The sequence below is a fragment of the Frankia casuarinae genome, from assembly GCF_000013345.1.
Lineage (GTDB): Bacteria > Actinomycetota > Actinomycetes > Frankiales > Frankiaceae > Frankia > Frankia casuarinae.
This window is the reverse complement of the sequence record NC_007777.1, coordinates 4,843,365-4,870,360: the sequence shown is the minus strand read 5'-3', so window position 1 is coordinate 4,870,360 and position 26,996 is coordinate 4,843,365. Positions and strand designations below refer to the sequence as shown.

At 69.5% G+C, this 26,996-nt stretch carries 13 protein-coding genes, 1 pseudogene and 2 riboswitches; of the genes and pseudogenes, 6 read left to right on the top strand and 8 right to left on the bottom strand.

Features of this window, described 5'->3' with window-relative positions; genetic code table 11:
- Positions 1 to 142: 142 nt before the first annotated feature.
- Positions 143 to 1,030 carry a hypothetical protein gene (locus FRANCCI3_RS20540; RefSeq protein WP_049761005.1) on the bottom strand — a complete coding sequence of 296 codons (888 nt, stop codon included), beginning with the start codon at positions 1,028 to 1,030 and terminating at the stop codon, positions 143 to 145.
- A 1,045-nt stretch (positions 1,031 to 2,075) separates the two neighbouring features.
- Positions 2,076 to 2,173, top strand: a riboswitch (glycine riboswitch).
- Positions 2,174 to 2,297: riboswitch (glycine riboswitch) on the top strand. It begins immediately after the preceding riboswitch.
- A 55-nt stretch (positions 2,298 to 2,352) separates the two neighbouring features.
- On the opposite strand from FRANCCI3_RS20540, the gene gcvPB reads away from it, so the two are divergent.
- The 4 genes from gcvPB to FRANCCI3_RS20520 all read left to right on the top strand — a co-directional run bounded on the left by gcvPB (position 2,353) and on the right by FRANCCI3_RS20520 (position 10,696).
- Positions 2,353 to 5,571: an aminomethyl-transferring glycine dehydrogenase subunit GcvPB gene (gene gcvPB, locus FRANCCI3_RS20535; RefSeq protein WP_011438435.1), complete on the top strand. Its 3,219-nt coding sequence runs from the start codon at positions 2,353 to 2,355 to the stop codon at positions 5,569 to 5,571.
- Positions 5,572 to 5,902: 331 nt separating this feature from the next.
- On the top strand, positions 5,903 to 6,643 hold the full coding sequence (locus tag FRANCCI3_RS20530; RefSeq protein WP_232235106.1) for an FkbM family methyltransferase: 741 nt from the start codon (positions 5,903 to 5,905) through the stop codon (positions 6,641 to 6,643).
- 577 nt (positions 6,644 to 7,220) lie between these two features.
- A complete protein-coding gene (locus tag FRANCCI3_RS20525) occupies positions 7,221 to 9,005 on the top strand; it encodes a GGDEF domain-containing protein (protein ID WP_011438433.1) in 1,785 nt (594 codons plus the stop codon).
- Between the two features lie 620 nt (positions 9,006 to 9,625).
- Entirely contained in the window at positions 9,626 to 10,696 is a 1,071-nt protein-coding gene (locus FRANCCI3_RS20520) for a hypothetical protein (protein WP_011438432.1), read from the top strand.
- A 90-nt stretch (positions 10,697 to 10,786) separates the two neighbouring features.
- Here the strand turns inward: FRANCCI3_RS20520 and FRANCCI3_RS20515 are convergent.
- A pseudogene (locus FRANCCI3_RS20515) lies at positions 10,787 to 11,554 on the bottom strand (TetR/AcrR family transcriptional regulator).
- Positions 11,555 to 11,663: 109 nt separating this feature from the next.
- Between FRANCCI3_RS20515 and FRANCCI3_RS20510 the strand changes: the two are divergent.
- Entirely contained in the window at positions 11,664 to 14,015 is a 2,352-nt protein-coding gene (locus FRANCCI3_RS20510) for an MMPL family transporter (protein ID WP_011438430.1), read from the top strand.
- Here the strand turns inward: FRANCCI3_RS20510 and FRANCCI3_RS20505 are convergent.
- The 6 genes from FRANCCI3_RS20505 to FRANCCI3_RS20480 form a co-directional block, all read right to left on the bottom strand.
- Complete coding sequence (locus FRANCCI3_RS20505) at positions 13,975 to 15,582, bottom strand: glutamine synthetase family protein (protein WP_011438429.1); 1,608 nt, start codon at positions 15,580 to 15,582, stop codon at positions 13,975 to 13,977. The two genes, FRANCCI3_RS20510 and FRANCCI3_RS20505, sit on opposite strands and share 41 nt — an antisense overlap.
- A gap of 11 nt (positions 15,583 to 15,593) precedes the next feature.
- Positions 15,594 to 17,744: an IucA/IucC family protein gene (locus FRANCCI3_RS20500; protein WP_011438428.1), complete on the bottom strand. Its 2,151-nt coding sequence runs from the start codon at positions 17,742 to 17,744 to the stop codon at positions 15,594 to 15,596.
- Complete coding sequence (locus tag FRANCCI3_RS20495; RefSeq protein WP_035941600.1) at positions 17,741 to 19,183, bottom strand: lysine N(6)-hydroxylase/L-ornithine N(5)-oxygenase family protein; 1,443 nt, start codon at positions 19,181 to 19,183, stop codon at positions 17,741 to 17,743. The genes FRANCCI3_RS20500 and FRANCCI3_RS20495 overlap by 4 nt, the downstream gene beginning before the upstream one ends.
- 71 nt (positions 19,184 to 19,254) lie before the next feature.
- Complete coding sequence (locus FRANCCI3_RS20490) at positions 19,255 to 21,273, bottom strand: IucA/IucC family protein (protein WP_011438426.1); 2,019 nt, start codon at positions 21,271 to 21,273, stop codon at positions 19,255 to 19,257.
- Positions 21,270 to 22,934, bottom strand: a complete 1,665-nt coding sequence (locus tag FRANCCI3_RS20485) for a pyridoxal phosphate-dependent decarboxylase family protein (RefSeq protein ID WP_011438425.1) — start codon at positions 22,932 to 22,934, stop codon at positions 21,270 to 21,272. The genes FRANCCI3_RS20490 and FRANCCI3_RS20485 overlap by 4 nt, the downstream gene beginning before the upstream one ends.
- A gap of 161 nt (positions 22,935 to 23,095) precedes the next feature.
- Positions 23,096 to 24,718, bottom strand: coding sequence for a diaminobutyrate--2-oxoglutarate transaminase family protein (locus FRANCCI3_RS20480; RefSeq protein WP_011438424.1), 1,623 nt, complete (start codon positions 24,716 to 24,718; stop codon positions 23,096 to 23,098).
- Between the two features lie 648 nt (positions 24,719 to 25,366).
- On the opposite strand from FRANCCI3_RS20480, the gene FRANCCI3_RS20475 reads away from it, so the two are divergent.
- Positions 25,367 to 26,821, top strand: a complete 1,455-nt coding sequence (locus FRANCCI3_RS20475) for a diaminopimelate decarboxylase (RefSeq protein WP_011438423.1) — start codon at positions 25,367 to 25,369, stop codon at positions 26,819 to 26,821.
- Positions 26,822 to 26,996 lie beyond the last annotated feature (175 nt).

Here is a 26,996-nt window from a genome sequence, read left to right as displayed (position 1 = left end):
GTGTCCGCCCGCCGACCCCCGCGCCCGCCCGATCAGGGCATACCGGGACCCCACCAGCCAACTCCGGGCGGACCGGGACCTCAGCTGACAGAACCGGCCAGGGCACCGCCCAGCAGGCCAGAACAACGAACACCTGGATCGATCACGCGATCAGCGCCACCCAGGACGCACGGCCACGATCACACCAAAGCGCGAACGTGCCGGAGCCCTGGAGAAGCAGGCCGAGCGCGACCGCCGCACCATAGAACGCGACCCGTACGGTCCTCTCCACGAGGTGGGGGAAGAAGTCGTCCCCGCGCTCGGGGAAGAGCTTGGCATCGGGACGGAGGATCAGCCCACCGATTGCTACCGCCAGCATGAGAAAGAACCCTGCTGCCACCATGATCAGACCCGTTGTCAATGCCAGGGCGCTGGTCGCGTTTCTCTTGGCGCCCCGCCACAGCAGGGCGGTGAGGGTGACGAGGCCGAGGTTGAGCGCCAAGCCGACGAAGAAACCGCTGACTCCCGACGGTCCACCGAGATCCGGCGTCATCGCGGGCTGGTCCTTGACGAACGTCGAACCGACCGCTGTGACCAGGGACACAGTAAGGAGTACCGTCACGGGATCGTCGAAGGCAGCCCAGCTACGCAGGAGATCCTGACCGCGTTCGGACATTCGCGAACCCGAGGTGAGCGTGGCTACCGACAGGGGATCGATCTGGGCGACCACCACGCCAAGAAGAAGGTACAGCGGGTCGCCGAGCGCGAGGGCCAGGGCGCCACCGATCAGCAGGGCCTTGAGGGCGACGCCCACGGTGACGACGAGCACGATCCGGCGGATGTCCGCCCAGGCCGCGCGGGCGATCCCCAGCGTGGCGCCGTACAGGCCGACCGCCAGCAGCACCGCGATGGCCATCCGATAGCCGTGCACCTTCGAGATATTCGGCAGGTGGAACAGCTGAAACAGCGCGCTGAGCGCGACACCCACCCCGATCAGGCTGACCAGGGATGCCAGCTGGCCGAAGGACTGTGCTCTCTGGAGCGATCTCATGGCCCGGTCGGGTTCCAATGGTGGAACGGCTGTACCGGTCTCCCCGCTGGCACCCCGGCGACCGCCGGGCTGCCGGGATGCGGATACGCATCCGTGCCCTGCGTGTGGAGTGACGGGATAAGGGCGCATCGACCTCTGAACAGTGACCGAAGGCCCTGCATCGAGCTCTACCTCCCCGTGATGTTGGACGGCGGAAAGAGGAGTTCTCCTCCTACTTGCCATCGCCCAGAGTGGTCGCCGTGCAATGAAGCTAGTGCAATGAAGCTCGCGCAGCCGGCATCCGTAGGTTAAGTCCAGACGCCGCACCGGTTCAACCCCAGGCGGTGGTTGCCACATGATCAATTGCCATGGCGAATTTTTTGCCGGGTAGTCGACGATGACGGCTTACTGGCCGTCTTCCTATCCAGCTCGTGTGATGACGCCCTCGTGTCTGTGTCCGCGTTCGGCCTGCCCGGCCGCACCTTTCATGGCGGGCGTCGGCGTCGGATGGTGCAGATGAACCGTATGATGCGCGTGCAGTCCGGCGACCCGGCGATACCTCGCATTTCATCTGTGTAGGTGTCGTCCGCGCGGGTGGGAGAGCATCGGGAGGGCATTCCAGGGGGCATGGCCCGGTTTTTCGACGTCAGTCCTGAAGCACATCTCGGAATCTTGATGTTTCTTGATATTTTTTGTAGAGTTGTGACATGTGTCTAAATATATAGTTATCCGCGGTCGTATCGCCTACCGGCGGGCGGCCTTGACGCCGAGGCCGCTGCCACCGCCCGCGGGATCGGATGGCGGACGAACGATGAGCCCGTGAGCCCGTGAGCCCGTGGTCGGGGCCCACGGCCCCACGGGTTCGTGTGTTCATGTTGCGGACAGGTTTCGGTGGGGGACGCTGGTTGGCCCGCGGGGCCCCCGCAGCTAGTGTTCGGGGAGTGGAATCGTGGCTGAACGCAGCCGGCGTCGAGGGGACCGGCGCCAGTTGGGAGTCGATCATTCGCTACTGGTAGGCATCCCCGGGTCATCCGTGCCCCGTCCCACAACTCCATACCGATGCCGCTCACGCCCGTGCGGGAGAGTCCCGGTCGCTCGCCGTTCGGGACGCCGAAGGAGCAAGCTCTCCCCATAAACTCTCAGGCCCCCAACCGCCGGGTCAGGCAACTCTGGAAAGTGGACGCCGTGGGGTGTCCCGCCGACGGTGAAAGCCGCGTTCCCCGCCCGCAGCTCCCCGGACTGCCGGCGGCGGCGCTGGTGAAGCTCTCAGGTCAATGACAGAGGGGGAGGCCCGCCGCGGCGCCGGCATGATCCGTCGTCGCCCGACCTCCGGAGCAGTCATCATGCCTGACGTCACCCAGTACGACGACACCCCCTATGCCGATGGACCGGCCACGGCTGCCGATGGACCGGCCACGACCGCCACGACCGCCACCATCAGTCCCGCGTCGTCGCACGCGCGGTCGGGGGCGCCGCGACAGGGCAGTGCCGCGGCGGTGGGCAGGAACGGTGCGAGGCGGCTGCCCGCCGCGGCCATCCCGCGGTTCGCCGATCGGCACATCGGCCCGGACCCGTCATCCCAACGGGAGATGCTGGATGCGCTGCGGGTGGAATCACTGGCCGCGCTCACCGACGCGGCCGTCCCGGCAAGCATCCGTGACCATGATCTGGATCTTCCCGCGGCGCTGAGCGAGCCCGCGGTGCTCGCGGCCCTACGCGCGTTCGGTAGCAGGAACCGACCGGTTTCCTCGATGATCGGGCTGGGATTCCATCCCGCGGTGATGCCGGGAGTCATCCAGCGCAACGTCCTGGAGAACCCCGCGTGGTATACGGCGTACACGCCGTACCAGCCGGAGATCTCCCAGGGCCGCCTGGAAGCGTTGCTCAACTTCCAGACGATGATCACTGATTTGACCGGCCTTGCGGTGGCCGGAGCCTCCCTGCTGGACGAGCCGACCGCGGCGGCCGAGGCGATGCAGATCGCGTTTCGGACGGCGAAGGGTTCCCGCGCGACGTTCCTCATCGATGCCGACACCCTCCCGCAGACCGTCTCGGTGGTCGCGACCAGGGCGGAGGCGCTGGGGATCAATGTGGTGGTCGCGGATCTCGCAGCCGGACTCACGGCCGTGGGCCCGGCGCAGCTGGATGCGGCCTTCGGCCTGCTGCTGTCCTATCCCGGGCCGGCGGGCGTCCTGCGGGATGTGCGTGCTGTGATCGCATCGGCGAGGGAGCGCGGCATCGTCGTCACGATCGCCGCCGATCCGCTGGCGCTGACCCTGCTGCGGGCGCCTGGCGACCTCGGCGCGGACATCGCGGTGGGGAGCACGCAGCGGTTCGGACTACCGCTGTCCTTCGGAGGCCCGCACGCCGGCTACCTCGCAGTGCGCAAGGGGCTGGAACGGTCCCTGCCGGGGCGGCTCGTCGGGGTGTCGGTCGATGCGGACGGCGCACCCGCGTACCGGCTCACCCTGCAGACCCGTGAGCAGCACATCCGACGGGAGAAGGCGACGAGCAACATCTGCACGGCCCAGGTGCTGCCCGCGGTACTCGCCTCCATGTACGCGGTCTACCACGGCCCGGAGGGCCTGGCCGGGATCGCGCGTCGCATCCACGGGCACGCGGTGCGCCTCGCCGAAGGCCTGCGCGCCGCCGGTGTGACGGTGGTGCACGACGCGTTCTTCGACACCGTCCTCGCCGCGGTGCCGGGCCGGGCCACCCAGGTGGTTGCGGACGCGTTGGCGCGGGGCGTGAACCTGCGGCTGGTCGACGACGACCACGTGGGTATCTCCTGCAACGAGACGACGGGCCAGGCCGAGCTGGAGGCCGTCCGGTCGGCCTTCGGGGTGGGCCCGGAGGCGACGGCGGGCATCACTTGGACCGGGACCGGGACCGGGACCGAGATCCGGACCGGGGCCTGGACCGGGTCCGTCGCGGCGGCGAACGATCATCTCGTGGCCCGCGCGGACCAGGCGGACCAGGCGGACCAGGCGGACCAAGCGGCGGACGAGCCGGTGGCGCTGCCCGCCGAACTGGTGCGTACGGATCCCTACCTGCAGCATCCGGTGTTCCACGACCATCGGTCGGAGACCGCGATGCTCCGCTATCTGCGTCGACTGTCCGATCTTGATCTGGCTCTTGACCGGGGCATGATCCCCCTGGGGTCGTGCACGATGAAACTCAACGCGACCACTGAGATGGCCGCGGTCACCTGGCCGGAATTCGCTGACATCCATCCATTTGCCCCGTTGGACCAGGCCGCCGGATACCTCGCGATGATTCAGGACCTGGAGCGTTGGCTCGCGCAGATCACCGGATATGCGGGGGTCTCCCTCCAGCCGAATGCCGGCAGCCAGGGTGAGCTCGCCGGGCTGCTCGCCATCCGGGCCTATCACCGCGATCATGCTGTTCCCGGATCCGTGGTGCGAAACATCTGTCTCATTCCCTCCTCGGCGCACGGGACGAATGCGGCGAGCGCCGCGATGGCGGGAATGCGGGTGGTCGTCGTCTCCTGTGACGACGACGGAAACGTCGACCTGAACGATCTGGCCCGCAAGGCCCGCGCGAACGCGGACGCCTTGGCCGCGCTGATGGTCACCTACCCGTCGACCCATGGTGTGTACGAGGAGGGCATCGGGCAGGCGTGCGCGATCGTGCATGAGGCCGGCGGTCTGGTGTACGTCGACGGAGCGAATCTCAACGCTCTGGTGGGGCTCGCCAGGCCGGGGCAGTTCGGGGCCGACGTGAGCCACCTGAACCTGCACAAGACGTTCTGCATCCCGCATGGGGGCGGGGGTCCGGGGGTCGGCCCGGTGGCCGTGGTCGAGAAACTCCTGCCCTATCTGCCGAACCACCCGCTGCGGCCGGAGGCAGGACCGGCCACCGGAGTGGGCCCGATCTCGGGATCCCCGTGGGGCTCGGCCGGAATTCTTATGATTCCGTGGGCCTACATTCGGATGATGGGGGCGGACGGCCTGCGCCGGGCAACCTCGGTGGCCGTCCTGAACGCCAACTACATTGCCCACCGGCTGCATCCGTACTATCCGGTGCTCTACGCGGGCCGGGACGGGCTGGTCGCCCATGAGTGCATTCTGGACCTACGGCCGTTGACGAAGCTGACCGGCGTCACCGTGGACGACGTGGCGAAGCGTCTCATCGACTACGGTTTCCATGCTCCGACCATGTCATTCCCGGTTGCCGGAACACTGATGGTCGAGCCGACGGAGAGTGAGGATCTCGGCGAGATCGATCGTTTCTGCGACGCAATGATCTCCATTCGGGCCGAGGCGGACAAGGTCGGAGACGGTATCTGGCCGCGGACCGACAATCCCCTGCATAATGCTCCGCATACTGCACAGATGGTTACCGCCAACGAATGGTCACACGCTTATCCGCGATCGGTGGCGGCCTATCCCGTCGCTTCGCTGCGGGCCGCCAAGTACTGGCCCCCGGTACGTCGGATCGACGGCGCCTATGGTGATCGCAACCTGGTCTGCACCTGCCCACCGGTGGGATCCTTCGCCGCGGAGCCGGTCGACGAGCAGATTCTCGCCGGAGCCCGCTGAGGACGGGATGCCGGCGCGGCCGCCGTCGATTTTCTCCATCGCGGCGGCGGCCGATGCGAGGTCGAACGGTCTCGCTGGGTAGTCTGCCGCGACTTCTGAACCCTTCCCTTGCGGAAGGGTTCAGAAGTCGAACTCTTTCGTGACGTAAGGATTATCGGTCGAGCGGGGTCGAGCGGGAATGAAGTGGACTTGAAATTCCTGTTACTGGTCTTGACCGTGGATCATGTTCGCCCAATAGTGGTGTACTGACTGTCATAATGGGTCATTCGGCGATGACACTCCGGCAGGTCACCGCTTGAACAACAGGAGGTCGCGGCGGATGGATCCTCGGATGGAAAAGCAGCTGGCAAGGGCCCGGCGGGTGGCGGTCGACATCGGCCTCGGCCCGGCGCTGAAGCTGGTGCGTGACAACGTCGTTCCTACCGCCCGCCGCAATCGCAGCGACGACCGGCATCTGGCGCTGCTGCTGTCCTTCGTCCTCCGGGAGGACTCGAACTGTATCGACGTGGGCGCGCACAAGGGTGACGTTCTGCGGACCATCCTCCGGCACGCCCCGGGAGGCCGGCACGTCGCCTATGAGCCGTTGCCGCACATGGCCGCGGCGTTGACCACCGATTTCCCGGCGGTGGAGGTACGACAGGCCGCGCTCGCCGACCAGCCGGGGGTGCTGCCCTTCACCTACGTCCGCAGCAGGCCCGCCTACAGCGGGCTGCGTGATCGGGTGCCCGACAGTGAGGACGTCGAACGGATCGAGGTGGCCGTCGAGACGCTGGACGACGCGATGCCGGCCGACTACCGGCCAACCTTGATCAAGGTTGACGTCGAGGGGGCCGAGTACGGGGTGTTCAAGGGTGGCCAGAAGTTGATCGGCTCCAGCCGGCCGCATCTCGTCTTCGAGTTCGGTGCCGGTGCCCGGGACTACGGTACGACGGCCGACGAGATGTACACGCTCGTCGACAATGATCTCGGACTGCGCATCTTCGATCTGGACGGCGACGGTCCTTACACGTTGCCCATGTTCCGGACGACCTTCGCGTCGGGGGCGCACTTCAACTTCGTCGCCCACCCCTGACCCGCGTCGCGGAAACGTCCGCGACGGCGGTCGTCGGCCTGACTTGCCGATCATCGGCTCGTAGTGGTCCGGGCGAAGCTCGCCCTTCGTGACCGCGCCAGTCGAGATCCGTCCGGACGGGGCGAATCCCGCACAATGATCGGACAAATGATCGGACAATAGTGCCCATCGGGCTTCAAATGTTCCTGTACGAAGAGCAACCATTCGATACGGTTTCGGTAGGTCGCGGCGTTCCGACCCGTCGAAACCAGACGGGTGGGCTCAGTGGCGCTGTAGGTGCCGTGAGCGGCAACGGAATGCCGCAAGGCACCACAGGCGTACGTGGCCGGTACGCGTACCACCCGTACGTCCACACTGAGAGGCTGCTCATGGCCCGGTCCCTCCGGGGCGGCTGTTCACCGCCAGCCGGTCCTGCACGGTCGACAGGTTCGATTCCCTCGGTCAACCCGACAACGAACGCCCATCAACGGCATCACGTTCAGCTGGACGACGCACCGGCCCGGACCTCCCGGTGGACCCCGGCACCGCTGCCACGTCCGCTGTCCCGCACGGATCCCGCGTCGCGAACCGAGGGGTGATGCCGGCTCCATCGTGGCGGCGCGCTTGGCGTAGCCACGTCTGGCTTGTCTATCTCTGTCTCGGTCTGATCGCCATCCTCGTCTACGGCCAGTTTCCCACGACCGGCGGCCCACGTGCCGTCCGGCTGGTCATCTACCTCTGCCTCAGCGCCTCGGCCGCGGGGGCCGTGTTCCTCGGCCTGCGACGCCAGGAGTTGGCCGACCGACGTCCCTGGCTGCTGATCGGAATCAGCCAGGTGATGTACGCCATAGGCGATGGTGCCTTCTACATCTTTCACTATGTGCTTGACATCACAGAGTATCCGGCCTTGCCGGATGTGTTATATCTGGGCCACTATCCGCTGTTCGTCGTCGGTCTCGTTCTGCTGACCCGGCGACGGACCCAGGAACGGGACATCGCCGGCCTGCTCGACGGATCGATGTTCCTGCTCGCGGCGGTTCTGTTGTCCTGGCTCTACCTGATCGCGCCGCAGGTGCGTGCGGACCATGATCTGTTCGTCGGCGTCACCTCGGTGGCCTATCCGGCGATGGATCTGGCGCTGCTGGGGGTGGCCATCCGTCTCGTGCTGGGGCACGGGAGCCGCCCACCCGCCTTCTTCCTGTTGGCGGGCAATCTGCTCGCCAACCTGACCGCCGACACCATCTACGTCGTGCAGCAGACGAACGGGACCTTCGAGGTCGGCAACTACCTCGACGCGATCTGGTTGACAGGCAACCTCGCCCTCGGCGCCGCCGGGTTGCATCCGACCATGGTCGACCTCACGCGGCCGGCGTCCCCGCGTGCGCAGGCGCGCAGCGGCCGGCGCCTGGTGGCACTGTCGAGTGCCGGGCTGGTGGCTCCGACCGTGCTGGCCGTGCAGGTGATCCGTGGTGATCTACGGGATCTGCTGGTCGCCGTGGCCGTAAGTGCGATCATGATGATTCTGATCATCGTTCGGATGGCGGGCCTGGAGGCCGACCAGCGGCGTCTGGCGATCACGGACGGGCTGACCGGCCTGCGTACCCGCCGCTATCTGGAGACCGAGATGAGGTTGGCGGCCGGTCGGGTACGACGCACCGGATCCGGAATGGGGCTGATCCTCGTTGACGTCGACCACTTCAAGTCGGTGAACGACCGATTCGGCCATCCGGCTGGTGATCAGGTGTTGACGGAGGTGGCTCGGCGACTGCTGGTCGTGACCCGTCCCGGTGACGTCGTCGCCCGTTACGGGGGTGAGGAGTTCGCGCTGCTCACGCTGAATGTCCGGGGAGACGCCCTCGCCGATATCGCCGAACGTCTGCGCCGCGGCGTCGGACGAGAACCCGTCCGGATCGTCCTGCCCGCGCCGCGAGTTCCGGATCCGCCGGCCCGCACGGGGGAGTCCGGGGCTGCGGGGTCTGCGGAGCCGACGAGGGCGCGCGGCCAGGCCCGGTCGGGTGCCGGTGTCCGGGGAGACACCGGCGAGGAGTCGCTGCTGATCGCTGTGACGGTCTCGGTCGGAGCGGCGGCCCTCCCCGATCACGCGGACGACACCTTCGCGCTCGTCGCAGCCGCGGATCGCGCGCTGTACGCCGCCAAGGCCGCGGGACGGGACCGGGTCGCGGTCGGCTCCGCCAGACCGGGCCATGACGTCGGTGGGCATGACGTCGGTGGGCATGACGTCGGTGGGCATGACGTCGGTGGGCATGACGTCGGTGGGCATGACGTCGGTGGGCATGACGTCGGCGAGAGGGTTGGTTCGAGTAGACAGCCCCCAGCCCCGGATGCCGTATCCGCCGTGGTGTCCCGGCGTACGCGATGGTGAGCGCGGCCACGGCGGCGGGCAGGTCGGCGAGCGCCGCCCGATCGTCCGTCCTCGGGATGGTCCGGCCGCGCGCCGGTCTTCCTTCCATGGCCATGATCGAAAGAGAGTAGGACGCCGTGAGCGATTCTGCCCATCCGGTGGCATCGGCGGGCCGTGTGGGGGTAGTTCTTTCGGATCGGTCCTGGAGTAACCGTTCCGGGCGCTTGGTCGGGTACTCTCCGTGGCACGGCGGGGTCATGCGCCGTGCTGGTGCGGCGCCGAGTGTTCGCTCCTTGTCCCAGAAGCGGTGGTTGTTCCCCCTCGAGAAAGATGGGGAGTGACGGACACGGTCGTAAGACCGATACTTTGACGCTCCAGCACCTGCATGTGGCGGACCGATCGTTCCCGGGTGGTCGAGAGGCGGAAGCGGTGAACCGGAACACGCGGGGAGGTACCGGCTACGACTCGGGCGGATGAGGCGTTGTGAACGGAGGTACGCAATCATGCGGTCCGGGGTGGCCGGGGGATTCCCTACCCAGCCCGTCTGATACCGCCGGCAATGCCGCACCAGATCCCCATCTGGACGTCATCACCGGTACGGGCTGTCCGTACCGAAGAAAGGTCACGAGAGAGGGGCGTCCGTGCGAACGCTCGAACCCACCAGCCTCGACCTCGACTCAATCGAGGTCGACAAACTCGCCAAGGGCATCACTCTGAGTCTGCTCATCCCGGCCCGTGGCCCGGAGGCGGCTCGAACTCTCGGCGACATCATCGCACTCAACCGGCAACGCTGGATGCAGGAGCGTAGCGTGCTGGACGAGATCGGCGTGGTTGTCGACCCGTCGTCGGACGGGGACGAACATGGCCTGATGCGCATCGCGACCGACGCGGGCGCCAGCTGGGTCGTGCGTGGGGAGTCGGTCCTGCAGCGTCACGCGGGCCGAGAGGCCACCACGACCGGCGGCAAGGCGGGTGCGATGCGTAGTCTCGCCTATCTTGCGTTCGGGAGTCGGCTCATCTTCCATGACGCCGATCTGGAAAGCTATGATCCATATACAGTGGGTGTCCTGGCTGCCGCCGCGACTGCCGATAACGCCCCGCTTTTCGTCAACGGAAGTTCGCGTAGAGTGACTGGCGACGGGCAGCCCGGGGGGCGAACCACCGAGATGCTGCGGTCGCTGTTGTCGAAACAGCTCGCCAGGTATGTGCCGTCCATCACTCGGACAATCCAGCCGCTGATCGGGGAGTTCGTCATCGACGCGGACGTCTTCGCGGCGCTGGCGTTCTCGCGGGGGTACGGCGTCGAGACGTCACTGAAGGTTCTGGCTCTCGATCTGCTCGACTACTCCGATAGTCTCCAGGTCGAACTACCGATCAAGTATCAGGTCGGCCAGCACTACCACAGCCTGGTCAAACAGTTCCATGAGATTAGTTTCACAATCGATGTCCTGGAGGCGTACTTTCAGCGTCGGCGGGTCGACCCGCACGTCGCCATCTGGCAGATCGCCGACAACTACGACCTGCTTTTCCCGGGTCGTACGTATGCGTTGCACCGGCCGCCGGGCTACGACGACACCGACTTCGTTCCGCGGCTCGGCTTCTACCAGCCGTTGGCCACGGCACCGGCTTATCAGGCGCGGTTGCCGGAGATCAAGAGTACCCGTCGGGTCGCGCTCGACGCACTGGGGCGGCGAATGCGGACCTCGGCCTGACCGTCCGGCGGCCGGTCGCCGGGCAGCTGAACCGCTGCCCGGCGACCACCGGACCGTCAATCACCGGACCGACTGGCCGGCACCGGGTGGTCACTTCGCGACCGGTCGGTCGGCCGGCGGGACGGGCATCACCGTGGCGAGGTTGTACCCGCCTCGCCACACGCGGATGATCGCGTCCGCCATCTGCCGGTCGAACAGTTCGTCGATGTCGTCAAGGGCGGGGGGGAGGTGCCCGAACATCTCCAAGGAGATGAAGCCGTGCAACTGGGTCTAGACGGCCAGGCACACGGCGAGTCCGGCGGCGTCGATCGCGACGTCGTGGTCGCGTCCCCAGGCTTGCAGGCTGGCGCGCATCGGCGGGGTGAGCTGGGCGTCCACCGCGGCGGTGTCGATCATGCCGGCCCCGGTCGACTCGCTCATGCAGCGGAACAGCACCGCGACCGCGCGGTGCAGCTGTGTGATCATCCGGTCGTTGGTCGACGTGGCACAGGGAATGCCGGGACCGAAGATCAGTCCGTATTCCGTCGGGTGGTCCAGGGCCCAGCGGCGCTGCGCGCGGGCGACCTGGAGCCAGCGTCGTAGGTGGTCATGCGGATCGGCCGCGTCGAAGGCCGCCTCCAGGGCCTCCGCCAGCGAGGCGAACCCGTCCGCGACCAGTTCGGCCAGCAGGATCTCCCGGCTGTCCACGTAGCGGTACAGGGCCGATGGGGCCATGCCCATCACCCGGGCGACCCCCCGTAGGGAGAGCGCAGCCGGGCCACGCTCGGCCAGCTGGGCGCGCGCGGTCTGTTTGATCTCGTCGAGAGTGGCCTGCCGCAGTCGTTCGCGACGGGGAACCGGACTGCTCACCACGGTCATGGTGGGTCTCGACGAGAACGCTGTCAACTTTGCGAACGGATGCGTCTTGACACGAGCAGCGATCGCGAACACTGTTCTCTTCAGCATCGCCTGCTCTTCGGAGGGTTCCGTGTTTACTCCGCTCGTGGCGCTCGTGACGCGCCGCCCGCGTCTGGTCCTCGTCCTTACGCTCCTCGTGCTGCTCGGCGCCGGTGGGCTCGCGGGCGGTGCCTTCGGCAAACTCCAGACGGGGGGGTTCGACGATCCAGCGTCGGACTCCTCCCGAGCCGAGGACGTCCTGGACGCCCGCTTCCACGGCCGCCCGAACCTCCTCCTGTTGGTGACCGCCCGGGCGGGCGATGTCGACGACGCGGCGGTCGTCGCCGCGGGGAAGGAGGTTGCGGCCGATCTCGCCGCCCAGGCCGGGGCGAGGGACGTCGTGTCCTACTGGACGGGGGGCGGTCCGGCGCTGCGCTCGCGGGACGGTCGGCAGGCGCTCGTCGTCGCCAGTGTCCAGGACGATGACCAGGCCGCCGACATCGTTGATCATTATGGGTCGTGGGCGGACGCGCCGGGGGCGGTGACGGTCCGACCGGGTGGGGCCGCGACGGTCGGGGAGGACATCAGCGGACACGTCTCGGCCGACCTCGCCGCCGCCGAGTCGTTCGCCATTCCCATCACGTTGGCGTTGCTGGTCATCGCGTTCGCGGGCGTGGTCGCCGCCCTGCTGCCGCTGGGTATCGGGCTGCTCGGCATGCTGGGTGGCTTCGCCGCGCTTTCGGTGATCGGTGAGCTTACCGACGTGTCGATCTTCGCGGTGAACCTGGCGACGGCCCTCGGCCTGGGGCTGGGCATCGACTACTCGTTGCTGATGGTCAGCCGGTTCCGGGAGGAACTGGCGGCGGGTCGGGACCGCGCCACCGCGGTGGAGGGGACGGTCCGCTCGGCCGGCCGGACGATCCTGTTCAGTGGGGCGACGGTGATCGTGGCATTGGCCGTGATGCTCGTCTTCCCGCCGTTCTTCCTGAAGTCGATGAGCTACGCCGGGATCTCGGTGACCCTCGTCGCGATGCTGGCCGCCGTCGTGGCCCTGCCGGCGCTGCTGATGGTGCTCGGCGAGCGGGTCAACGCCTGGGGGATCGGCGGTCTGCTCGGGCTCGTGCGGCGTCGCCGCGCCGGTCGTGCCCGGGGCGGCGAGGCGATCGGGCCCGCGGGCGCGGCGGGGTCGGCGCCGGTCGGGTCGGCGCCGGTCGGGTCGGCGCCGGTCGTGGTGCGGGAGGCGGCCGACTCGCCGTTCTGGCGTCAGGTCGCCGGCACCGTGATGCGCCACCCCGTGCTCACCGGCCTGCCGGTGATCGCGGTTCTGCTCGTCCTCGGGGCGCCCTTTCTGCACGTGAACTTCGGCACCCCGGACGACCGGGTGCTGAAGCCGGGCTCGGCGGACAGCCGGATCGTCGGTGACGCCCTGCGGGGCGCGTTCGCCGCCGACATCGGCGGCGCGCTCGACGTCGTCGTCCAAGCCACCGGGCCGGGCATGATCGACCGGTCCGCGCTCGCCTCCTACGCGACCGCGCTGTCCGAACTGCCGGACGTGGCCCGGGTCGACAGCGCCCTCGGGTCCCACATCGACGGGCGCCGGGTCGTACCGCCCGGTCCGGCCAGCCGCCGGTTCGCGATCGCCGGAGCGGATTCCCTCCAGGTCGTACCTGCGGTGGACTATGCGTCGGACCATGCGCAGGCCCTCGTCCGGGCCGCGCGTGCGGTGCCGGCGCCCGTGGGGACCAGCGTGCTGATCGGTGGCGCATCCGCCGTCCTGGTAGACGGCAAGACCACGATCGCCGACCGTCTCCCGGTCGCCCTCGGGCTGATCGCGCTGGCGACCTTCGTGCTGCTGTTCCTGTTCACCGGCAGCGTGCTGCTACCGGTGAAGGCCATCGTGCTCAACGGGCTGGCGATGTGCGCCGTGTTCGGCGCCTCAGTGTGGATCTTCAGTGACGGCCACCTGTCCGGGTTCCTCGACTTCACCCCAGGCCCGCTGGACACCTCCATGCCGGTCCTGCTCTTCTGTATCGCCTTCGGGCTCTCGATGGACTACGAGGTCTTCCTGCTCTCCCGGATCAAGGAGGCGCACGACGCCGGCGCGCCCAACACCGAGGCGGTCGCCACCGGGCTCGCCCGGGTCGGGCGGATCGTCAGCACCGCCGCCGCGCTGCTCGCCGTCACCTTCGTCGCGTTCGGTACCTCGTCGGTCCGGTTCATCCAGATGTTCGGGATCGCCACCGCGCTCGCGATCGTGCTCGATGCCACCCTCATCCGCGGGGTGCTGGTCCCCGCCTTCATGCGGGTGGCCGGCGACTACAACTGGTGGGCCCCTGGCCCCTTGCGGACTTTGTATCGGCGGTTCGGACTACGCGAATACTCCGTCCCGGAGCAGGGCGGGGTCAGAACCGTTCAAAGCCGCGCCGGCGCTCCCAGTCGGTGACGGTCCGCTCGTAGCCGGCGAGCTCGACTTCGGCCGCATGGGCCAGATGGGCGACGACCCGATCACCGAAGGCGGCCCGGGCCACCGCACTGGCGCGCCATCGGTCCACCGCCTCCCGCAACGTCGCGGGCAGCCGTGGCACGTCCGGCATGGTGAAGGCGTTGCCCACCCGTCCGGGTTCGAGCGGGAGACGGTGCTCGATGCCGTAACGGCCGGCCGCGATCATCCCGGCGACGGCGAGGTAGGGATTCGCGTCACCGCCCGGCACCCGATGTTCGACGCGCAGGCCCGGCCCGTCGCCGACCACCCGTATGGCGCAGGTCCGGTTGTCCCGTCCCCAGCTGACTCCGGTCGGAGCGAATGAGCCCGGTGCCAGGCGCTTGTACGAGTTCACGTTGGGCGCGTACAGCAACGCGAAATCGGCCATGCAGGCGAGCTGCCCGGCCACGAACGAGCACATCAGCGCGGACATCCCGGCGATGTCGTCGCGAGAGCCGGGGGGTGGGAAACCGGGGGGTGCGATGCCCGGTGGGGCCAAGCCGGGGTGCCGGACGAGCGCCCCCTCACCTTCGGGGGACGGCGCGAACACACACGCCCCGTCCGTCCCGCGCAGGGACAGATGAACATGGCAGGAGTTCCCCTCGCCCTCGTCGTACTTCGCCATGAAGGTCAGGGCCTGCCCGCCCGCCGCGGCGATTTTCTTGGCGGCGGTCTTGTAGAGGGTGTGGTTGTCGCAGGCCTGCATCGCATCGGCATACCGGAACACGATCTCGAACTGTCCCGGATGGACCTCCCCGCGCGCGGACTCGACCGCCACCCCGATGCCGGCCATCGCCCGCCGGAGGCGTCGGACCAGATCGTCCAGGCCTTCCGTGCCGGAAAGCGCGTAGTCGATGTTGTAACGGCTGGCCGGGGTGAGATCGGTATAGGAGCGCCGCGCAGCTCGACGGTAGGACTCGCGGAAGACCAGGAACTCCAGCTCCGTCCCGGCGAAGGCGGTCAGACCGGAGGCTGCGAGCGCGTCGAGCTGTCGACGCAGCACGGCACGGGGAGCGACGCCCACCGGGGACCCGTCCGGCCAGAACGCGTCCGCGAACACCACCGCGTCGGACGGATGCCAGGGTGCGCGGCGCAACGTGGTGAGGTCGGGCTGGAGCCGTAGATCACCGAAGCCGTCGTACCAGGGCGAGTGGGGGTAGCCTCCGTCGGTCTTCATGTCGACGTCGACGGCGTGCAGGTAGGTGCAGGCGCCGAGGCCATCGGCGAGCACCGGTCCGGTGAAGTGCTCCGGGGACACGGCGCTGCCGACGAGCCGGCCCTGCAGGTCGACGGTGGCGACGATGATCTCCTCGACCGGTTCGGCTCCGGCCAGCAGGTCACGCAGCACTCCCCGGCCGGCCGCGTTCTCCCCGAGCGCCTGATCGGACGATGACCCGGGGCCGATCGGGCGGGGCTGGACCCGCGGTGCGGGCCGCCCGATCGGCTCAGGTGGCTCAAGCGGGTCCGGGGGGTCGGGACGGGCCGGAACCTGGGCCGATGGCGGGGTCGGAACCGGCGACGATGTCATGCGTTCTCCGTTCATGCCGTAGGCGGCGCCGGTTCCGTCGGGGCTGCCGGTCGCGCCGGGCCCGTCGTGAGGGTGGACACATCGTGCAGTGGGTTCGCGACCTCGCCGTGTATCAGGTCGAAGCCTCCGTCCCGGTCGGCGCGATCGTGGAACCCGGCGCCCGCGAACTGCTCGCGGTTCAGGCAGACCCGACCGAACGCCGGCCCGAGGAGATCGATCGAGGCGAACCGCTCCCGCAGGGCCGGGAACCTCGCGTGGTACTGGTCGACCGTCGCCCGCACGAGCCGCCAGAACTGGTTCTCGTCCACATCGAGATGATCCGCCACGAGCACCGCGAAGAAGCGGAAGTGCCCGGCGAACACCGCCGAGAGCAGGGAGTGGGCCAGGACCGGGCCGGGCCACCGCCGGCAGTGCTCGACCGCCTCCGGTGGCATCCCCCGCCGCTCGGGGAACTCGCCGGACACCAGTTCGATGTCCGCGCCGAAGTCCTTCACGGCTATGCGGCGGGGCATCTCCTCGGCATCGAAGATGCACAGGACGTTCTCGCCGTGCGGCGTGAAGGCCACGCCGTACCGGTACAGGTAGTGCAGCAGCGGCGGCAGGAGAGCGGCGAACAGCGCGGCGAGCCAGTCGTGCGCCGGCCGGCCCGAGCGGGCCACGAGCTCGGCGACGACTGCCCGACCGTCGGAGCCGACCGCCAGCAGGGACGCGAGGCTGCGCGCCCGCTCCCCGCCGTCGAGAAACCGCTCCACCGGATCACGCCAGAGCACGCCGAGTAGTTCGTGGAGGCGGTAGGGCGCGTCGGGGACGGCGTCGTAGGCCGGGTGCCGGACGGTGGCGCCGGCGACCTCCGGAAGCGGGAGAACCCGGGTCACGTCGCGCAGGAAGGGATCCGCGTCGCGAAGCCCGAGCAGCCAGCTCGACATCGCCGGCCCGGCGATGGCATCAGCCGCCGACATCCCTCGCCACACCAGCGTGTTACGGATCATCAGCGCGAGCTTGACGTTCCGCCGGTCCGGCCGGTCGACGTTGGCGAGGGTGCGCACCGCCTGCAGGGGCAGGTACCGGTCCGGTGCTTCGCCCAGCGGTACCAGCAGGCCGGTGGCGATCTCGGCCGCATAGAGCGGCACGATTACGTTCTCCCACTGCCACGGGTGGACGGGTAGCCAGACATAGTCGGCGATCGTCGTACCGGCGGGTGGTCCGGCGGGTGGGGCGGAGAGGGGCGCGGGGCCCGGCCGGCGTGGCTCGTCCGGCAGGGCGCCGCGGAGCACATCGGTGAAGTGGGCGCGGGTCTGCTCGTCGAGTTCCGTGGTGAGCAGGTCGGGCACGGTCGGCGCGCCCTGGCCAGAAAGGTCGATGGCCTTGGGGGCGATGGCGCTGTACCGCCCGATCGCGCGGTGTGCGGCCACCCATCGCAGTCGGAAGGGCCGGCGCGCCTCGGGGGCGTAGACGGCCGCGGCCGCGCCGAAACCGAGCCGTCCCTTGTTCGCGACGAGACAGGGATGGCCGGTCTGGTACCCATCGAGCGCGACGAACGGCAGATCGGCGAGATCCACCGCGGGAATCGCCGTTCCGAGCAGATGATGATCGGCTGCCTGGGTGGCGAGCAGATCGCGTACCACGTCGGCGAGGACCGGATCGGACCAGCCGAGCAGGACCTGCATGTCCTGGAGAAAGCGGATCGGGTCGTCCGCCGGTGCGGTGCCCGGAACGGTCGGTGCGGTGCCCGGTTCGGGGGGGCTGCCGTCCGGGCCGGGCGGCGTAACCGAGCGGGTCAGCGTGGCGGCATCGATCCACCAGGACCCGAATGTGCCACGTCGGGCGGTGAAAGCGTATGTGACGCCCCCGGCTCGGAGCCGGTAACCCTGGATGGGACCCCGTCCGATCGGGGGGTGCCTGCGCCCGTCCGGGGTCACGCCGCGCACCGCGGGATCGCTCGTCCGTGCCGGTGCAGTGGGTGGCGGCCCGCCCGGGGAGCCCGCCGGCCCGGCCGCGGCATCCGCTGGCTCGTCGGGTTGCGGACTGAGTAGCTCCTCGTAGGCCATTTCGGCGATGAGCTTGGCCAGCAGGGCACGGCCGGCCTGCCGCCATCGGTCCGCCGACCCGGTCCGCCCCGGGGACGGTGCCGCGGGCGGTGGCGCGGACCATGACGTGGTCAACGCCCGGCCGTCCCGGCCGTCTTGGTCGGGGCCGGATCGCGCGGCCGTACGCGCCGCTCGCCTAAGGCCTGGCCGTTCCCGTCAGGCTGGCCCGACCGGGTGGGGACCCCGAAGGTCGTGAACGCCGACGGCGACGGCAGCCGGTAGGCGTCGCCGCCGGTCAGGTCGTCGAGGATGACCGCGGCGCGCCAGGCACCGAGGCCGAGGTCGGGCGTCACGACGCCGTGCGTGTGCAGCTCCGCGTTCTGGACGTAGACACGGCCGGTCAGACCGGCGTCGGTCGCCACCCGGTACCGGGCGTCGACGCGGAAGCGGCCCCTGTCGTCGACGTCGATCAGTCCGGCCATGGGATCGAGCAGGGTCGGCCGGCGGGCGGCGTATCCGGTCGCAAGCACCACCGCGTCGGTGTGGACGGGAAAGGCGCGGTTCTGATCGCGGTGGCGGCAGCCGAGAGTGATCTCACCGCCCCGGTCCCGCTGCGAGGCCGTCTCCACGACGACGCCCGGCAGCAGCGTCGCCGCCACGTCCGCCCCGCCGATCGTCCGTTCGTACAGCAGGTCGTAGATCTCCGCGATGGTGTCCGCGTCGATCCCCTTGTAGAGCTGCCACTGAGCCGGAACGAGCGTGTCCTTGGTCGTCTGCTCCAGACCGTGGAAATAGCGGACGAAGTCGGGGGTGAACTGTTCGAGGCCGAGTTTGGAGTACTCCATCGGTGCGAAGGCGGGGGTGCGGGTGATCCAGGTCAGCTGATGGCCGGTCACCGGTTGTGCGCGGAGCAGATCCGCGAACACCTCCGCCCCGGACTGTCCGGAGCCGACCACCGTGACCCGGGAAAGCCCCGCCAGCGCGGAACGCCGCTGCTGGTACTCGGCCGCATGGAAGGCCCGCCCGTTCGGCATCCCCGCGAAGGCCAGCGGCATGATCGGTTCGGTTCCGATCCCGAGGACCAGGTGCCGAGCGGTCACCACCCGTGTCGGGGACGCGCCGGACTGCCCTGCCTGATCGGACCGGTGGGGCTGGACGATCGTCACTTGGAACAGGCGGGTGTCGGGATCCCAGCGGACCGCCTCGACACGGGTGCCGAAGTGGGTGGAGTCGAGACCGTCGGCGACCCACCGGCAGTAGTCGTCATACTCCCGGCGGGGGATGTGGAACCGTTCGTAGAGATAGAAGCGGAAGAGCCGGTCATGCTCGCGCAGGTACGCCAGGAAGGACCATCTGCTGGTCGGGTCGATCAGGGTGACGAGATCGGCGAGGAACGGCACCTGCAGGGTCGTACCTTCCAACAGCAGGCCGGGATGCCAGCTGAAGGCCGGCGCCTGGTCGAAGAAGACGGCCCGCAGGCCGGGCAGCCCGTCGGCCAGGGCCGCAAGCGACAGGTTGAACGGCCCCAACCCGACCCCGACCACGTCGTAGGGCGGTTCGCCCCCCGCCGGCAGACCCGCGAACGCCGATCCGTCGTCGACGGTACGCGGGCGCTCGCCGCGAGCTGTGGACGGGGCGCGGAAGGTCACGAGGCCTCCAGGAGCGGGTTGGGGATCGGCACGTACACCGACTGAGTGGCCACCGGTCCGACCAGTTCGTCCCGCCCGTCCACGCAGGTGCGCAGGTTGGCCTTGCATGGCAGGGTGGGGGAGTCGAGCAGCCTGGTGATCAGTGCTCGGCGAGCGGCGGGTGGTCGCAGCCCCCGCCCGCGTGGGCCATCCTCGTCCAGCCGATGGAGCAGGCCACGCACCCGCCCGAGCAGGCGGCGCTCGTCCGCGACACCCGCGACCCCGAGCGCGCCGGCGAGGGCGAAGACGTTGTTCACGAACAGGTAGTAGATGGTCCTCTCGGCCACCAGCGCGTCATCGAAGATCGCGTTGAGCCCGGTACCGAAGCCGGGCAGCAGCTGCTGCACCTCCGCCGTGGCGGAGGTGGCCACGTAGTAGCCCTGGCTGTCGCGGTACCAGCCGGCGATCGGCCAGCCCGCCGCGTCCAGGGTGACCAGGGTGTTCTGCAGGTGGGCCTCGACGCCGATCCCGAAATGCAGGTAGAGGTCCACCACCGGGGCGGCTACCACGGTCAGGTAACGGTCGAACCAGGCGTCGGTCAGCGTCGGGAGGGGATCGCTCAGCGAGCCAGCCAGCGTCGTGAGGATCCGGGGAAGCATCGCCGTCCGGGCCCGGCCACGGCTGTCCGTGGTCCGCTCGGGCCTGGGCGCGATGAGTGCCGCGGCGCACACCACCCGGTCGACTGACCCGAACGGATTGACCCGGACGGCGGTCTCCAGCCCGACGCCGTCCTCGTCGCGCCCTCCGTCGCGCCGCTCGCCGGACCCGATCCGCAGCGGTGTTGCGGGGCCGGTTCGGGGCCGACCCTCCCCTCCCGGTCGGGTGACGGCCACCCAACCGGGCTCCCCGATGAGGCGGAAGTTCGGATGTCGGGCGGCGAGCGCCGCGCCGAGACCGGCGTCGATCAGCCTCGCGGTCATCGCGCCGAGCCGCAGCTCGTCGAGCTGCAGCACCCGGCGCGAGTTGGTGATCCGCATCCCCAGCGAGAGCTTGAGCATCACCGGGATCTCCGGCCGCCAGACGGTACGCAGCGACGAGGTGGGATACCACCGGTGCCCGGACACCCCGAGGTCGATCAGGCGGCCGTCCGCAAGCAGCTCGGCGACCGGTTCCCGCCTGCTGACCTCGTCCGCCTGCCAGGGATGCGCGGGTACCACGACGTAACCGGCGGGAATGTCCGGGCGATCGCGTCCGCCGGTCCGAGGGGACCCCGTGAGCCCGGGTGGGCCATGTCGGTCTGGTCCGGAACCGGACGCGGCCGAGAGGTCGGACTTCGGCTCCTCGGCCCCAGCGTCTTCCCTGGCCAGATCCGCCAGCAGCCGGATCAGGCCCCGGCCGTTCGTGCCGAGGGCCTGGTCCCGCCCTCCGGAGCGGGTCGTCGTACTGCCCGAGACGGTCACCACGGAGGGATGGGCTGCGAACCAGTGCAGCGCAAAGGACCCGCCGACTTCCGGAGAGTAGGTGGCCAGTGCCTCCGGCGAAGCCCCCTGGCGACTCTTGGCCGCCGGATGGAACGGATGACCGGTGATCAGGGCCTGCTCCGCGGCGAGGAACGGGGGGATGGTGGCCGGGTCCGGCCCGGGACCGCGGGCCGCGAGGCAGCTCGCGATCCAGCCGGCGGAATCGATGATCCTTCCCAGCGCCTGGGCGCCGAGGGCCGGCGGTAGCCCATCCCGCGTGACGACCTCTCGGACGAGCAGCGCGGCGAGCAGGCCCGCGTCCACCGGGGCTGGTTCGCGGGCCGCGCAAACCAGGCGTGGTGGTCCGAACCCGTGCCATCCGGCCGGGGAGTGGTGCGTCAACGTCGCCCGAACGGACAGGCCGGATGCGGGTAGGTCGATGCCGAGCGTCCGGGCGTCTGCCGGTAACCGGACGCCTGTCTCCCGCACCCAGCACCGCAGCAGAGTCTCCGTGACGATCTCGTCCGCGATGGTCGCGTCCGCGATGGCCTCGGACTGCGGTCGATCGCCGGTCACGACCGCCGCCGGGCCCTGGTGGAACCACCGGCGGCAAGGACGTCCCCGGTCTCGGCGATCAGCCCGAGCAGCGCGTCGACGTCCGCCGTGGTGGCGTCGGGATTGAGCAGAGTCAGCTTCAGGAAGACCGCGTGACGGGGACCGAGTTGGGTGCGCCCCACGACGGCCCGGCCGGCGACGAGCAGTTCCCGGCGCAGCCGGGCGTTGATCCGGTCCACCCGGTCGGGGGAGGGCGGGCCCGCGGGGCCGGATGCGGTGGGGCCGGACGCGGTCGGATCCGAGATGGCCTGTGGCGGCCGGTAGCGGAAGACGAGGGTGCTGAGTGTTACCGGGAAGGCGAGTTCGAGACGGGGGTCGGCGCGCACCGTCCGTGCCGCGTGCTGCGCGAGATCATGGCAGGCATCCACCCGGGCGCCGAGACCGTCGCGGCCGAGGGCCCGAAGGGTGACCGCGATGGGGAAGGCGTCCGCGCGGCGGGTGGTCCGCAGCGACCGGCCCAGCAGGCTGGTGAAGCCGGCCGCCTCGTCATCCTCCGGGTTGAGGTACTCCGCCCGTGTCGCGAGGCTGGCCCAGCCGTCGTCGCGGGCGGTGAGGAAGACCCCGGCCGGCGCCGGCTGCCAGCCGAGTTTGTGCAGATCCAGTGCGACCGAATCTGCGAGGTCGAGTCCGTCCAGCAGGCCGGCCAGCCGCTCGGACAGCAACGCGCCGCCGCCGTGGGCGGCGTCCACGTGAAACCAGCAGGCCGCCCTGCCGGACCTTGCCTCCATGCCCGATGGCCTGCTCGGGTCCTGCGACCCACCTAACCGGAGGCGATGTTCCTCGACCACCGCGGCGATCTGCCGAAGCGGGTCGACCGCGCCCGCATCGGTGGTACCAGCGGTGGCCACGACGATGGCCGGCCCGGCGTGCGCGGCCAGGGCGTGACGGAGCGCCTCGACGCGCATCCGGTGCCGGTCGTCGGTCTCGATGACCAGCACCGGAGGCGCGTCGATCGCGAGCAGGGACGCCGCCCGATCAATCGAGAAGTGTGCCGCCGCCGAACGGAACACCCGAGGTGCCGGCCGGTCCGCTCCTCGGTGCCCGGGGCCTCCTTGGTGCCCGGCATCGTGACCTGGGGCGGCCGGGCCCAAAGCGTCTTGCCCGGTCGGGCCACGGCGGGCCGCGTCCCGACCGAGGAACAGGCCCATCAGGTTCGATTCGGTCCCACCGGTGGTGATCGTGCCGGTGGCCCGGTCCGGATCGAAGCCGACCAGTGCGGCCAGGGTCGCGACGACCTCGGTCTCGATCGTCGTGGCCGCGGGAGCCTGGTCCCAGGAGTCCAGGGACGGATTGAGGGCGCTCACGGCGAGGTCGGCGGCGACCGCGACCGCCAGCGGAGGGCAGTGCAAATGGGCGGCGCACCACGGGTCCGCCGGGTCCGCGGAACCGGCGGCCAGGGCTTCGACCAGGCCGGTCAGCGCGGCCGACGGGCCGATTCCGGTCCTCGGTAGCAGGGTCCCTGTACTGTCCGGGGGGGCCGGATCGGCCGGGGCCGGATCGGCCGGAGTCAGGCCGAGGGCAGCTCTGGTCATGGCGCGCACCACCGGTGGACCACCGGCGGGCAGCGGGCCGCCGCGGATCCGGCGGCCATCGTCGAGGGCGGCCAACGCGAGATCGACCATCGGCCGTAGCCCCGGGAGGATGGGGATCTCCCGCCTCCGTGGACCGTCCGTGGACCCCCCGTTCCTCCGCCCCCGTTCCTCCGCCGACGTGGGCTTTCCGGCTGGTGCGGACTCTCCGGCCGGCGCGGTGGCGACAGGTGTGTCAGGGCTGCGCGGGGGGATCATCCGGCGGATCCGAACCGGACGTGGGCCTGATCGGCGGGTGGGTGTCCCAAAGCCGCGTGGACGGAGAGCCTGCGGACGGCGGCATCGATGGCGTCGGCGAGGATCGCGAGGACGCGATCGCCCTCCTCATCGCTGAGGATCAGCGGTGGCAACAGCCGGACGACCGCGCCGTGCCGCCCACCGAGCTCGATGATCAGGCCGCGGCGCAGACATTCGGCACGTACCAGACCGGCGAGTCTCGCGTCGGCGGGATGCGCGCCGACGAGGTCCGGGGCTGCGGTCGGATCGACCATCTCGGCGCCGAGCATCAGCCCGCGGCCGCGTACGTCGCCCACCTGCGGCCGGTTCCGGGCGATCTCTGCCAGGCCGGTGAGTAGGCGCGTGCCGAGTCGGGCGGCGCGTTCGTCGAGACGGTCCTCTCGCACCAGGCGCAGCGTGGCATGGCCCGCGGCCATCGCCAGCTGGTTTCCACGGAAGGTGCCGGTATGTGCCCCGGGCGCCCAGGTGTCCAGCTCAGACCGGTAGGCGATGACGGCCAGTGGCAGCCCGCCGCCGATCGCCTTGGACATGACGATGATGTCGGGGGTGATGCCGCTGTGCTGCGCGGCCCAGTACTTCCCGGTGCGACCGACTCCCGTCTGGACCTCGTCCAGGATCAGTGGGATGCCGCGGCGACGGGTGATCTCGCGGATGGCGCGGAGCCAGCCGTCAGGAGCGGGAACCACCCCGCCCTCACCCTGAACCGGTTCTACGATCAGTGCCGCCGGCCTGACTACCCCTCCGGCCGGGTCATCGAGGAGACGTTCGATGTAGCGGGCGGACAACTCGGCACCGTCCGGACCGGGGGCGCGACCGGACCCCACCCCGAACGGGCACCGGTAGGGGAAGGGGAACGGCAGCCGTACGACGGATGTCGATGGCGGCAGAGGATCTTTGACGGCGACGTTCCCGGTCACGGCCAGGGCACCCGCCGTCATTCCGTGGTATCCACCGGTGAACGCGAGGATGGTCTGGTTGCCCGTCACCGTCTGCGCGAGCTTGATGGCCGCCTCGACCGCGTCGGCGCCGCTCGGGCCGCAGAAGTGCAACTTCACATCGCTCCCCATGCCGGCCGGCAGGCAGCCACGGAGTTCGTCGGTGAAGGCGTCCTTCTCGGGGGTGGCGAGGTCGAGCGTGTGCAACGGGGCGCCTCGGGCAAGCATCGATGTGATCGCCTCGGTTACCACCGGATGGTTGTGTCCCAGCGCGAGCGTTCCGGCGCCGGCCAGGCAGTCCAGGTAGCGGCGGCCATCCGCGCCGAGAACCATGGTTCCGGACGCCCGGACAGGCACGATCGGGAGGGTCCGCGCATAGGTCCGTGCCGCCGATTCGCGCTGACGCTGACGCGCGAGGATCGTGGCCGGGTTCGCGGCGTCCGTGGGTGCGGACCTGGGACCCGTGGTGGGGGCTGCAGGCGTGGACCTGGCGGCGACGGGGGTCGTGGTCGGGGGGGTCGTGGTCGGGGGGGTCGTGGTCGCAGGGGGCGTCGTCGTGGCTCTCGTGGTTACGGAAGGCACGGTCGCGGGGGGCGCCGTGCGGCCGGCTGAGCCGCCGGCGGCGTCACGAGCGGAAACCGTCATCGCGGGCGACTCCCTTTCGCGCAGGCTGATTGAGGGAAGCCTAACTTAAGCCAGTCGCACCATGGTTGCTCCGCGCAAGGTTATGGTGGTGCCAAGCAGACGTGGTGGTCTCTTCATAGTCCGTCCGGGGGAGTCGGGTTGCGGCAGAAACATCGGCCTCAGGCTGTGGTGTTTGCGGCATGTCCACTACACGCCCGTTGATCAGAATCAGACAACCGGTTATGGCGGTGACGAACGTCCCGCGACCGTCCGGCGGCACGGAAGCCGGATGCGGTCCGTGTGATGTATCAGGCACCGTTTGCGGATCCGATCCGTGTTTCGTCGCCCCACCATCGGGCTAACCGACAGCGTCGGGTCCAGGTGGAGACCACCCATCCGAGACCACTGTCTGGACCACCCTTCTGGACCATGCGTCCGCACTCGGCAGCCCGCGCCACACGCCATCGCTCCTGTGCGCCTGGCGGCAGTGCGCCTGGCGGCAGTGCGCCTGGCGGCAGTGCGCCTGGCGGCAGTGCGCCTGGCGGCAGTGCGCCTGGCGGCAGAGGGGATTGTCCTGTCCCTGGCGAGGGACGCGGCTGAGCTCGGACAACTGATGGAGTCTCGGACGACTGATGGAGTGACGACTGATTGGAGTGAGGAGTCGATCTGGTGGACCTGCCGCCCTCGGCCGCGCCGCTGCGCGCCCTGCCCGCCGAAAGCCTCCCCCGTCCGGTGTTGACCGCGGTGCGTGCCTGGCCGGCCGGCGCCGGAGAGGTCAGCGCCTACTTTTACGACCCGGCGGCGGCCGCGCGGAACGCCGCGGCGCTGCGGGCCTGCCTGCCCATGTGGGCGGAGGTCTGCTACGCGGTCAAGGCCAACAGCTTTCCGCCGATACTCGACGCCCTGTTGCGTGGGACCGGTCCGGACATCCCTCGGTCGGGGCGGGAACGGAGTGACTCCAGCCCGGGCGCCAGCCCGACCGACGCCAGGAGCGACGCCAGGAGCGACGCCAGGAGCGACGCCAGGAGCGACGCCAGGACCGGCGCCAGCGGTCGGGGCATCGACGGTTTCGAGGTCTCCTCCGCGCACGAGGTGCGCCTGGCGCAGGCAGCGTACGGCCGGGTCGACTCCGCCCGACGTCCCCGCCTGGTCGCATCCGGACCGGGAAAGTCGATGACCCTGCTTACCGCGCTGGTCTCGGCCGACGTCGACGTCGTCAACGTCGAGAGCTTCGGCGAACTGCGCCGCCTGGACGCCGTCGCGGCCCGGCTCGGCCGTCGGGTGCGGGCGGCGGTGCGCGTCAACCCGGCCCAGGTAGGCCTGGCAGGCTCCCTCCAAATGGGCGGTCGGCCGAGTGCGTTTGGCATCCCCGAAACGGAGGTCCCCGCCGCGCTCGAACTCGCGGCGGATCTGGCCCATATCGACGTCGTCGGATTCCATGTCCACGCAGTGTCCGGCAATCTCGATGCCGCCGCCCATCTGGGCTACGTCCGGTGGTGTCTCGATTTCGCCGTCCGGACGGCTGCCGTGGCCGGGATCGAGCTGCGGATGGTCGACGTGGGCGGTGGATTCGGGGTTCCGTTCGAACCGGACCGGCGCGGTGACCGGCCCTTTGACCTAATCCGATTTGGTGAGGGACTAAGTTCGCTGCCGGTGCCGGACGGAACTCGGGTAATCTTCGAGCCGGGGCGGATGCTGGTGGCCGACTCCGGCTGGTACGCCGCCGAGGTGATCGACGTCAAACATTCCTACGGGACGGAATTCGTGATTCTGCGTGGCGGAATTCATCATTTCGCGCTGCCGACATCGTGGGAGATCGTCCATAACTTCGCCGTCGTGGAGAGATCGGGCCGGAACGGTGGGCCGGAGCCGGAGCACACGCGGGAGGCGGTGGTCGAAGGTCGTCCGGTGACGGTGGTCGGGGAGCTGTGCACGCCGGAGGACACCCTCGCCCGTGACATCACGGTCGATCGGGTGCGGCCGGGTGACGTCGTCGTCTTCCCCATGGCGGGTGCGTACGGCTACGAGTTCGCACTGCCGGATTTCCTCGGCCACCCCCGGGCCCGGCGCATCGAGCTTCGGGGAACACGGCATGCTCCGTTCCCCACCGATCGGTCGAGCTGATCGGATACCCGGGAGAGGAATGTTCCTTCAGCACCAGGTAGCACCAGGTTCAAGCTCATCGCTCCAGCCGCCATGGCAGTTATTTCTGACATTCTAGACAATATTACTCCAAGTCGCATTTTTCGGGTTATTGACAATCTGTTGATGGGGCGATACGCAGTGTTTATCGACTTGG

What these genes read in the sequence shown, in the direction of transcription:
- FRANCCI3_RS20505 (WP_011438429.1), bottom strand. Translation starts at nt 15,582, where the DNA reads ATGACATCGTCGCCGGTTCCGACCCCGCCATCGGCCCAGGTTCCGGCC.
- FRANCCI3_RS20485 (WP_011438425.1), bottom strand. Translation starts at nt 22,934, where the DNA reads ATGGTCGATCTCGCGTTGGCCGCCCTCGACGATGGCCGCCGGATCCGC.
- FRANCCI3_RS20540 (WP_049761005.1), bottom strand. Translation starts at nt 1,030, where the DNA reads ATGAGATCGCTCCAGAGAGCACAGTCCTTCGGCCAGCTGGCATCCCTG.
- FRANCCI3_RS20525 (WP_011438433.1), top strand. Translation starts at nt 7,221, where the DNA reads ATGCCGGCTCCATCGTGGCGGCGCGCTTGGCGTAGCCACGTCTGGCTT.
- FRANCCI3_RS20480 (WP_011438424.1), bottom strand. Translation starts at nt 24,718, where the DNA reads ATGACGGTTTCCGCTCGTGACGCCGCCGGCGGCTCAGCCGGCCGCACG.
- gcvPB (WP_011438435.1), top strand. Translation starts at nt 2,353, where the DNA reads ATGCCTGACGTCACCCAGTACGACGACACCCCCTATGCCGATGGACCG.
- FRANCCI3_RS20530 (WP_232235106.1), top strand. Translation starts at nt 5,903, where the DNA reads ATGGAAAAGCAGCTGGCAAGGGCCCGGCGGGTGGCGGTCGACATCGGC.